Raw genomic sequence first — 10000 nt, forward strand, 5'->3', positions numbered from 1 at the left:
CCAGGTCGCCGCCAGCTTCGGCGTGCGCGGCGAATTCAAGCTGATCAGCCATATGGACGATCCGCTGAGCGTACTGGAATATAACCCCCTGTATAACCCGCGCGGCGAACCCGCGCTGGTTATCACGGCGGCGCGCGTTCATAAGGGCGCTCTGGTCGTCAAGGCCGAAGGTATCGCCGACAAGGACAAGGCCGACGCGCTCAAAGGGCTGAAACTCTACGTCCGCCGCGAAGACCTGCCCGAAGTCGAGGACGAGGACGATTTCTACATCACCGACCTGATCGGTCTTGAGGTGCGTGGCACCGATGGATCGGTGATCGGACGGCTGAAAGGCGTCGAGGATTTTGGCGCGGGCGATCTGCTCGATATCCAGCCCAAAGGCGGCGCCAGCTATTTCCTGATGTTCACCCGCGAAAACGTGCCGGAGGTGAATATCGGCGCAGGCTATGTGGTGATCGCGCCGCCGGATGAGGTGATCGTCCCGGCAGAGGCAGACCCTCAGACCGATCATTGATAAGCCATAAGTTGGATGCTTTTTCAGGCCTGTTCGTTGACGCGGACGGGCCTGAAATTTTATCGACCTATTTCAAACACAATTCAGATATATCTAAATACACACCAGTGACACACGGAACTCATCGTGATCCTGATAGGTTATAGACACTCAGAAAGGTATCTGACTCATGAGGGACTTTCCCTTTGGACGTGGGCGGGGCGGTGGTCATCATCGCGGCTGGCCCGAAGAGGGCCGTGGCGGCCCGTTTGGTGAGCGCGGGCCCGGTCGGCACGGCCGGGGTGGACGTCGCGGTCGCGGCTTCGGTCATGGCGGCCTGCGGCTGGTGCTGCTCCGGCTGATCAGCGATAAGCCCAGCCACGGCTATGAACTGATCCGCGCCATCGACGACCATTTCAACGGTCAGTACGCGCCGTCGCCCGGCATTGTCTATCCGGCCCTGAGCTGGCTGGAAGATGGCGGCTTCATCACCATCACCCCCGATGCCGAAGGCCGCAAGGTCGCCACCATCACCGAAGCGGGCACGGCCTTTCTGGCTGAGCGCGCCGAAGAGGTGGAACGCCTGTTTGCCGAGGCCCCGCAAAGCGCGCCGGAAGGGCCGGACTTCGCGCCGATCTTTCGCGCCATGGACAATCTCAAGGCGGCTCTGCGCAACCGCGCGGCGCGACCACTGACGCAGGACGAACTGCACGCCATTGTCGATGGTATCGACGATCTGGCCCGCCGTATCGAGAGGTCGTGAGATGGCGCAAGACAATCGCACACCCCTGCGCGTTCGCTTCGAACTGCGCCGCCGCGAACTGCGGGTGGCTGAGCGTCACCTGCTGACACCACATATGCTGCGTCTGGTCCTCAGTGGCGATCTGGAGGGGTTTCAGTCACTGGGCTTCGATGATCATGTGAAGCTCTTGTTTCCCGATCCGCACGGCGGAGAAACGCCGGTCATGCGCGACTACACGCCGCGCGCCTTTGATGTGAGCAAGAGGCGGCTGACCCTCGACTTTGCCCTGCATGACCCGGCGGGACCGGCCACCCAATGGGCGTTACAAGCGAAGATCGGCGATGCGCTGCACATTGGCGGCCCGCGCGGTTCGCAGGTGTGGCCGGATGCGTTCGATCATTATCTCCTGATCGGAGATGAAACAGCCTTGCCGGCCATCGGTCGTCGTCTGGAAACCGCCCCGGCGGGTCAGGCGATAACCGTGCTGGCCATGGTCGAAACTGCGGCTGAGCGTCAGGCGTGGGTCACTCAGGCCAGGGCGGATATTCGCTGGATTTATCGTGCCGAAGCCGATGATGTGCTGAGCGCCATCGACGCTCTGACCCTCCCTGCCGATCCGCTGGTGTGGATCGCCGGAGAGGCGCAGTGGGCCCGAACGGTGCGGGCGCATCTGCACGACAAAGGCCTCAATCCGAAAGGGATCAAGGCCTCTGGCTACTGGCTGAAGGGCGAAGCGGGCGCGCACACCTCGCTTGATTAACGAAAGCTCCGCAAGCCTGATCTGTAACGGCCTGTGTGGCGTATTAAAGCCACATTGACGTTTGATAGTGGAGGCTCAATACTCCCTCGCCAATCGGGGCTTTTTCACAGGGAGTTGAGTGTTAAGACCATGCGTAAGATGATGATTGGTGCGGCACTTGGTGTCTCTCTGGTAACGCTCGCCGCCTGCGCGACCCCCACTCCTTATCAGCCTGTGACCGGTGACCCGTCTTCGTCTCTGGCGCGCGGCTATTCCGACCAGCGGATCGAAGCCAATCGCTACCGCCTGAAATTCTCCGGCAACTCCTCGACCTCGCGTGAGACGGTCGAAGACTATATGCTGTACCGCGCCGCCGAACTGGCGCTGGAAAACGGCTATGACTGGTTCAGTCTGGTGGGCCGCAACACCAAGGAAGACCGCACGACGACCACCACCTATCGTGATCCGTTCCCGCGCCTCTATGGCGGCTTCTACTACCGCTATTATCGCGGTGGCTGGGGCTCATGGGGCGCTTGGGAAGAGGATCAGACGACCTTCTATCGCTACGAAACCTCGGCCGAAGTCATCTTCGGCAAGGGCGAAAAGCCGAGCGATCCCAATGCCTATGACGCGCGCGAGGTGAAACAGAACCTCGACCCGCGTATTGTGCGACCGGCCACGGATCGCCGCTGAACTATAAAGGGAGCCGAGAGGCTCCCTTTTTTATTTCGGTTCGTCGATGCCTTCGTAGCGCACAGGGTTCACGCGGCGGCGGTTCATATGCTCCAGCGGGGCTTCCGACTGATCCGGCAGTTCGCCCTTGTGGTAAAACTTCTGCCAGGCCTGTTTGATGGCCGCCGGGTCGCGGTTGACGAGGCTCTCATTAAATTTCGCGCGGCTTTCTGACCACGCCTTGAACTGTTCCAGCAGGTCCGGGTCGGCCTCGATCGGCTTGACCACCGGCTGCACCTCATCCGTTTTGCGATGCTCGATGACATTGATGAAGCAGAAGGGTTCGCCCTTCTGGAAATGCACGACGCCCGGCCGCGTGAAGCGCCAGTTCATCGTAAAGGGAAACGGCAGCCAGTCGGTTTCGATCAGGCCTGTCAGGGGCGCGATACCGTCCTTGACGTGGTTGGGCGCGCCCGTGGCCCACAGCGCAAAGCCCGGCGGCGTGCGGAAGAGATAACCCGTATGGAAGGTGACGATGCCCTGGCTGAAATGGCTCTGCACAAAGTGTTCGACGTGCACGCCGGGGCGGTCACCGGTGATGATGATGTCGCTGGCCAGCTTACCGCCGTTCCATTCCATCGTAATGTCTTCGGGAACCAGCAGTTCCCAGCCGGTCGAATTGGCCATGGTGAGCGGCAGGCAGCGATAGGGGAAGCGGTTGGAAAACGCATCCATCCAATCACGGTCGGTGCGGCCGGGGATGATTTCACGCGGGCCGGCCTGAACGACAAAACATTCCAATTCCATTACGCTTCGGGCTCCTGTAAACGCGACGAATGACCGAAAACAGCTTTTATACGCAAAGCACCCTGCTTCAAGCCCTAAACGGCTGGGGCCTGTTGCCGCGGACCACTGAACATGAGGCGGTGTTTCGCGTCGGTGAAGGCGAAGGGATCAAGGATACTCTCCCCGGTGCCCACAGCAAAAACCTGTTCCTGAAGGACGATAAGGGGCAATTGTGGCTGATCAGCGCCGAACAGCAGACGCAGATCAATCTGAAAGCCCTGCCGAAAGTCATCGGGTCCGGGCGTCTGAGTTTCGGTTCCGAGGAACGCTTGTATCAGGCGCTGGGCGTGCGACCGGGTTCGGTGACAGCGCTGGCCCTGATCAACGACCCGGAGCACAAGGTCAGATTTATTCTTGATCAGCGGTTGTATGACGCTGCGATCGTCAACTTCCACCCGCTGATCAATACGGCGACCACGGCGCTCGATCAGGCCGATTTCCGGCGCTTTCTGGACAAGCTGGGCCGCGACTACCGGGTTATCGATTTTTCGGACGTGTAGATGTTTCCCCACCTGACCCACGGCCATCGCAAGGTGCTTGAGGCCCTGGTCCGCCACGGGACGGCAGCGCGTGCCGAGCTGGCCGAGGCGTCGGGCTATACGCGACCGGCCGTGACCAATCTGGTGCGCGACCTGATGGATTGGGGACTGGTCGAGGAAGATAACGGGGCCTATGTGCACACCGGGCGGCGGGGTCAGCCGCAAAAGCCGGTGTCGCTGCGGTCGGGCGCGGCCTACGCCTTTGGTATCGGCTTTACGGCCGGGGCGCTCGATCTGGTGGCGATGGATCTGGGCGGTCGGGTGGTCGGCCGCACGCGCACGCCGCTGGTCGAACCGACGCCGCGCGCCGTGCTGGAGGCCGTGCAGCAGCAACTGGAAAGCGCCTATGGCAAGAGCCACGTAGTGCGCTGGCGGCAACTGGGCTTCGGTATTGGGGTGCCGGCGGACCTGCCACCCGAACAGGCGCAGGCGTGGACTCTGGCCTATCGCCGCGAGGAACTGATCAGCTATTTCGCCAACAATCTTGAGGGGCCGGCCTTTATCGAAGCCGAACCTCTGGCCTGCGGCATTGGCGAGCGCGTCTTTGGTATTGGCGCGCGCTATCAGACCTATCTGATCGTGCATATCGGGCTTGAGATCGGCGGGGCGCTGTTTATCGAAGGGCGCCCGTTCCGGGGAGGGCAGGGTATGTCTGGGGCGGGACAGATCGGGCAGTTTTTCAGCGAGGCGGAGTCTCCGGATGGTCGCGACCTGATGAAGGCTCTGACCACCGCTGGTTTCGGGGTGGGCGACCTTAGCGATCTCGATATCCTGCCCGAAGCGGCACAGGGCGTGATTGAGGACTGGACACACAGCGCAGCCGCGCGTCTGTCGGTGGGTCTGGCCAAACTCAGTCCGTTCCTCAGCCCCGACGCCATCATCCTGACCGGTCGCCTCAGCCCCTCAATCCTCAAAGCGCTGGCCGAGGCGATGCAGTTGGGCGAGGGCGCGCCGGTGGTCGAAGCCTCGCGGCTGGGCGCGTTTCAAACGGCCATAGGTGCGGCGGCCCTGCCAGTGTTTTGTAATCTGTTGCCGCAGGGGTAAGTCTGTAAGTCTTATCGGAACTCGGGAACAGGGTCGAGTTGTCCACTCCAAACTCAATGAGCCTTGCCTGACGACAACAGAACCCAATATGCAAACAAAATAACATTGGAAAATAAAGGAAACGCGCCATGTTGACACGTCGGGGAGCACTCTCAGGTGCATTGAACGGCGCGGGTCTGGCCACCGCTGCACTCGCTGTTCCGGCGTCTGCGGCTGAAAAGCGAGATAGCTTACGCCTGACCCGGTTGAAAGCCAATCTGTGTGACAACCCGTTAGGTCTGGAAAATCAGGATGTTCGCCTCTCATGGCAGTGCGCCTCCGCGCGGCGGGGAACGATGCAGACCGCCTGGCGGATAGAGGTCGCGTCAAGTGACGCAAACCTTCGGGCCGGCCTTGCCGATCTTTGGGACAGCGGCCGCGTTGAAAGCGATCAGACGTTCGACGTCATCTATGCGGGAAAGCCACTCGGCTCGCGCCAGAGGGCGGTCTGGCGGGTTACGGTGTGGGACTGTCACGGACGTGTCGCGACAAGCGCACCCGCCCTCTGGGAGATGGCACTGCTGTCACCAGATGACTGGCAGGCCCAATGGCTGGCAGCGGAAGATGCCGATATGCGCGGGGATCGTGAAGCCGGTCTCTATTGGGTTACGGCTGATGCACCATCGAAAGCTCCGTCCTGTCAGGTCCGGCTGGTCTTTGATCTCGAAACGGATGCCGAAACAACCCTGATGACGATTTCCTCGACCTCTTACGAGGCTCGAATTGACGGCAGCCTGATTGATCTGCCGCCTCGGCCTGCCAATGCCTGGGGGCCGCGAGGTGTGGTCGAAACCGTACGGACAATCAAAGCTGGAACGCATGTTCTGACTCTAAGTCTGAAAGGGGAAAAACCCCAGTGTGCCATGTTGGTGCGTGCCCGGTTGCGCGACGGTCGGGTTGTCCGTTTTGACGATCTAACCGCCCGTGCATCCTCAGAGAAACCTGAAGGCTGGACCCTGCCGGATTTTGATGCGTCGGCATGGCCAACGGTGAAACGTTCGGCGCGTGAAGATCAACCTTTACCGGGTAAAGGCGCTTTTTTGATGCGCCGCGATTTTTCAGCCACGGATGCGGTGGCTCAGGCTCGGCTGTATGTGACGGCCTTGGGCGCCTACGAGGCCTATATCAATGGCAAGCGGGTCGGCGATGCCTTGCTGGCCCCCGAATCCATGGACTTCTCCAAACGCATCCTTTACCGCGTCTTTGATGTGACAAACATGGTCGGACGCGGGGCAAATGTTATCGGTGCCATGGTCGCCGATGGCTGGTATGGCAGTTATACGTCACCTCAGGGTCGTTTTGCTTTTGGCAATCCGCCCCTGCGCTTTATGGCTCAGTTGGAACTGACCTACTCAAGCGGTAGGGTTGAGCGCGTCGTCACGGATCAGAGCTGGATGATCAGTGCCTCTCCTATCCTCAAGTCAGATATATATGACGGCGAAGACTATGATGCGCGTCGTGAGCAGCCCGGTTGGGCCGCGCCAGGGTTTCACCCGGACGCGAAGTGGTCGCCTGTGGCGATTGCCCCGTCGGTGACCGCAAAGCTTCAGCCGACCGTAAGCCCGCCAATACGACGCATGGGCCTGTTGAAGGCGAAATCCCTTAAAGCTGTTAACGGGAGCTGGGTGGTTGATTTTGGCCAGAACTTTGCGGGCTGGGCGAAAATAAGAGTAAAGGGCATCGCCGGGCAAAAGGTGACCTTGAAGTTTGCCGAAATACTCAAACCCGACGGCAGTGTTGATCAAGCCAATCTGAGAGCCGCACTTGCCACAGATACCTATGTGCTGAAGGGCGACCCGGCGGGTGAAGTCTGGGAGCCGCGCTTCACCTATCATGGTTTTCGATATGTCGAAATCTCCGGCTTATCAAACGCGCCGACGCCTGATGACGTTATGGGCGTCGTCATCCACAGCGACACATCAAGAACCGGGCATCTGCGCATCGGCCATCCAATTATTCAGACCCTTTGGCAAAACAGCCTGTGGAGTCAGAAGTCGAATTTTATGGGCATTCCTACGGACTGTCCTCAACGCGACGAACGCTTGGGATGGATGGGGGATGCGCATGTCTTTTGGGACGCGGCGGCCTTTAATATGGATGTCAGCACCTTTACGCAGCGCTGGATGGCTGACGTCCGTGATGCCCAGTGGCCGAATGGGGCTTTTGCCTTTATCTCGCCTAACAGCATGCGCGATACGGCTCCTAATGAGGCCTCACCCGGGTGGGCGGATGCCGGTGTCATCCTGCCCTGGACCACGTGGCAACGGTACGGCGACACTGAGGTTATAAACCAGAACTGGGAGGCTATGTCCGCCTATATTGGCTATATCGCCGCTCTTAGCGATGACGGCATTTGGAGTAAGGGCCACGGATGGGATTTCGGAGACTGGCTGGCGCTCGATTCTCGCTGGCCCGGCGATCATACGACGCCACCCGACCTGATCGGGACGGCCATGTGGAAGCATTCGACGCTGGCCATGATGGATATGGCGAAGGCGACAAAACGGCAGAAGGCCTTAGAGGACTATACGCGTCTGGCGGAGAAGATCGACGCGGCCTTTGCCAAAGCCTTTGTCCATTCGGACGGGACCGTCGGCAATGGCTCCCAGACGGGTTACATTCTGGCGTTGCGCTATAATCTTGTGCCGCCGCAATTGCGGGCCGAAGTGGCCGGAAGGTTGCATGACAATATTGTAAGTCGGGGCCGTTTATTGACTACGGGCTTCCTTGGGACACCCCACAGCCTCGACGTACTGGCCGACAATGGCTATGCGTCACTGGTGTATGACCTGTTGCTACGCACAGAATACCCTTCCTGGGGCTATATGGTCATGAAGGGGGCGACAACGACCTGGGAGCGCTGGAATGGAGATGCTGGCGACATCTCAATGAACTCCTTCAACCACTACGCGCTTGGGGCGGTTATCGGTTTTGTCTATCGCCGCATTGCCGGAATTGACCCGATCGAACCGGGCTTCCGTCGTTTCCGCTTCAATCCGGTACTTGATCGCCGCGTCGCTTCCGGAGGCGCGCAGTATGACGCCGTATCCGGGCGTATTTCAACCGACTGGACCCTGAATCCGGAGGGTCATTTCAGGCTCAGGCTCAGTGTGCCGCCCAACACCCGCGCCGAAGTTCATTTACCTGCTACGAATCAAACGAATATACGCGAAAACGGCAAGCCTCTCGCGTCACAGTCATTGGGCATTGTTAATGGCCGAATGGTTATCGAGGCCGGACCGGGAGACTATGATTTCGCCGTAAGGGCGTGAAGCCTTCGGTCTTCAATGTCCCAAAAATCTTGTTAGTTACGCCTTTCATCAAAGACTTCAGGCGTCCTGCACAGAGTCCTTGATAAACCCATCACATCGCTTCGGCGACCAGCATCGCTGCGGCCATGGCCCCCAGAAGGCTCAGGAAGGTCACAAACCCCACACGTGTCCGCGTCACGAGGCGGCGGCCCAGTTGCCAAACGGCGCGGACCTGACCGGCAAGGTGCACTTCGCAAGCGCGCATGATCATCAGTCGCGGCTTGAGGAAGGGATCAAAGCGCGCAGGCAGCTCTATGGACTTTTGACTGACCACATAGCCGGCATAGCAGGGCGTTTTGTGCGTGGTCATGGACAGCTTGTAAGGCTCATCCGCGCAGCCGAAATCGACGCGCTTGATGCTCTCAGACGCGGCAGCCTTCAGGATATCGAGCGACAAAAGGATACCGGGGCTGTGGCGCGCGGCGCTGCGATCGTAGGCGGGGAACCACAGGTGCAGGCCGTCCGGGGTACACAGGCCGATCTCGGCGGCGATAATGTCCGTGCCATTCCGATAGACGCCCGCCATCAGCCGCAGATCGCTATCCTGGCGCTGCGCCAGTGCGTATAGAACTTCGCGCGTCCAGCCGCAGGCGAACACATCGTGCAGGCCGGTGCGGGCGTACTGATGGCGCTTTCGCGTAATCACCCAATCGATAATGGATGCGGACGCCGCTTCCCACGAAAAGCTCAGTTGCGGATAGGCGGCGTCCAGATTGCGGCGGCAGCGTTCAGCGTTACGGAAGAACTTTTTCTGCTGGCTGCGCTGTTGGGTATAATAGCCGTCAAACCCGCCCGACAGATCGGCATACAGCCGCTCACGTACCTCGCCTGCGGTGAAGGCGCTGTCTGCGCCTAACCAGCCAGCCACTTCGAAACGGTGCAGGTCCAGTGCCCGCAGCACGGCGCGCAGGTCAATGCCGACATCGGGCAGGGAGATCAGGCTATGGAAATCGGTCAGGGGGGCGCCCAGCGGCTGCGCCACCCGCCCGCGCATCTGAAGCGGCAGAAAGCCCACAGTGCGGCTATGGCGCTGGAGGCGGATAAGGCGCGCCAGAGGCACGACCGGGAACAGCGCTTCGACATAGGCCAGCGTGCAATAGGGGCTGTCGAGGGCCGGATTGAGAGACACGGCCTCGGCCCACAGATGACGATCTGCGTCGGATAGCTGCGCGGGGGTCGTTATCTCTACGCTCAGCCCGTTCATATCGTCTCCCGCACCACGCTCCGCGTCCTTTTGCGTCAAACCTGACACAAAAGGGTTAGCATTCCGATTACAGGGGCGAAAGACCGGGGGCTCTGTGGCCAGGGAGATAAACGGACCCTAATCTTTTTCGTCCGGAGTTGTGAGCAGGATATCCGCATAACCATGCTCAGTCAGCCAGCGGCCAACCTTCAGCCAACCATTACGGTTCACATTGAAACGCAGATAGTCTGCGGTTCTGTTGATGCGTGGATCGGCTCCTTTTTCCAACATCAGAAGGGCCGTGTCCTCAAGAAAGGCCATCATCAGCGGCGTGCTTCCGTCATCGGCAATCGCATTCAATTCTGCGCCATTTTCAATCAGGTAGGCTATAA

General features: G+C 59.9%; 10 protein-coding genes. 7 read left to right on the top strand and 3 right to left on the bottom strand.

The window, feature by feature from the left end; genetic code table 11:
* From rimM to LDL37_RS02865, 4 genes are all read left to right on the top strand, one after another.
* Positions 1-514, top strand: a 514-nt coding sequence (rimM, locus tag LDL37_RS02850) for a ribosome maturation factor RimM (RefSeq protein WP_290794050.1), incomplete at its 5' end; no start/stop codon positions are given.
* A gap of 169 nt (positions 515-683) precedes the next feature.
* Positions 684-1256: a PadR family transcriptional regulator gene (locus LDL37_RS02855; protein WP_290794052.1), complete on the top strand. Its 573-nt coding sequence runs from the start codon at positions 684-686 to the stop codon at positions 1254-1256.
* Between the two features lies 1 nt (position 1257).
* On the top strand, positions 1258-1995 hold the full coding sequence (locus LDL37_RS02860) for a siderophore-interacting protein (RefSeq protein WP_290794054.1): 738 nt from the start codon (positions 1258-1260) through the stop codon (positions 1993-1995).
* A gap of 129 nt (positions 1996-2124) precedes the next feature.
* A complete protein-coding gene (locus LDL37_RS02865) occupies positions 2125-2667 on the top strand; it encodes a hypothetical protein (RefSeq protein ID WP_290794057.1) in 543 nt (180 codons plus the stop codon).
* A gap of 30 nt (positions 2668-2697) precedes the next feature.
* Here LDL37_RS02865 and LDL37_RS02870 read toward each other — a convergent pair whose 3' ends face one another.
* Positions 2698-3453, bottom strand: coding sequence for a DUF6065 family protein (locus LDL37_RS02870; protein ID WP_290794059.1), 756 nt, complete (start codon positions 3451-3453; stop codon positions 2698-2700).
* A gap of 29 nt (positions 3454-3482) precedes the next feature.
* Between LDL37_RS02870 and LDL37_RS02875 the strand changes: the two genes are divergently transcribed.
* The 3 genes from LDL37_RS02875 to LDL37_RS02885 all read left to right on the top strand — a co-directional run bounded on the left by LDL37_RS02875 (position 3483) and on the right by LDL37_RS02885 (position 8386).
* On the top strand, positions 3483-3992 hold the full coding sequence (locus LDL37_RS02875; RefSeq protein WP_290794061.1) for a prolyl-tRNA synthetase associated domain-containing protein: 510 nt from the start codon (positions 3483-3485) through the stop codon (positions 3990-3992).
* On the top strand, positions 3993-5075 hold the full coding sequence (locus LDL37_RS02880; protein WP_290794062.1) for an ROK family transcriptional regulator: 1083 nt from the start codon (positions 3993-3995) through the stop codon (positions 5073-5075).
* 128 nt (positions 5076-5203) lie between these two features.
* Positions 5204-8386, top strand: coding sequence for an alpha-L-rhamnosidase (locus LDL37_RS02885; protein WP_290794064.1), 3183 nt, complete (start codon positions 5204-5206; stop codon positions 8384-8386).
* 91 nt (positions 8387-8477) lie between these two features.
* Here LDL37_RS02885 and LDL37_RS02890 read toward each other — a convergent pair whose 3' ends face one another.
* Together LDL37_RS02890 and LDL37_RS02895 are read right to left on the bottom strand one after the other, a co-directional pair.
* Positions 8478-9629 carry a GNAT family N-acetyltransferase gene (locus tag LDL37_RS02890; RefSeq protein ID WP_290794066.1) on the bottom strand — a complete coding sequence of 384 codons (1152 nt, stop codon included), beginning with the start codon at positions 9627-9629 and terminating at the stop codon, positions 8478-8480.
* 117 nt (positions 9630-9746) lie between these two features.
* Positions 9747-10000, bottom strand: a 254-nt coding sequence (locus tag LDL37_RS02895; RefSeq protein WP_290794070.1) for a hypothetical protein, incomplete at its 5' end; no start/stop codon positions are given.

The sequence above is a fragment of the Asticcacaulis sp. genome (assembly GCF_020217185.1).
Lineage (GTDB): Bacteria > Pseudomonadota > Alphaproteobacteria > Caulobacterales > Caulobacteraceae > Asticcacaulis.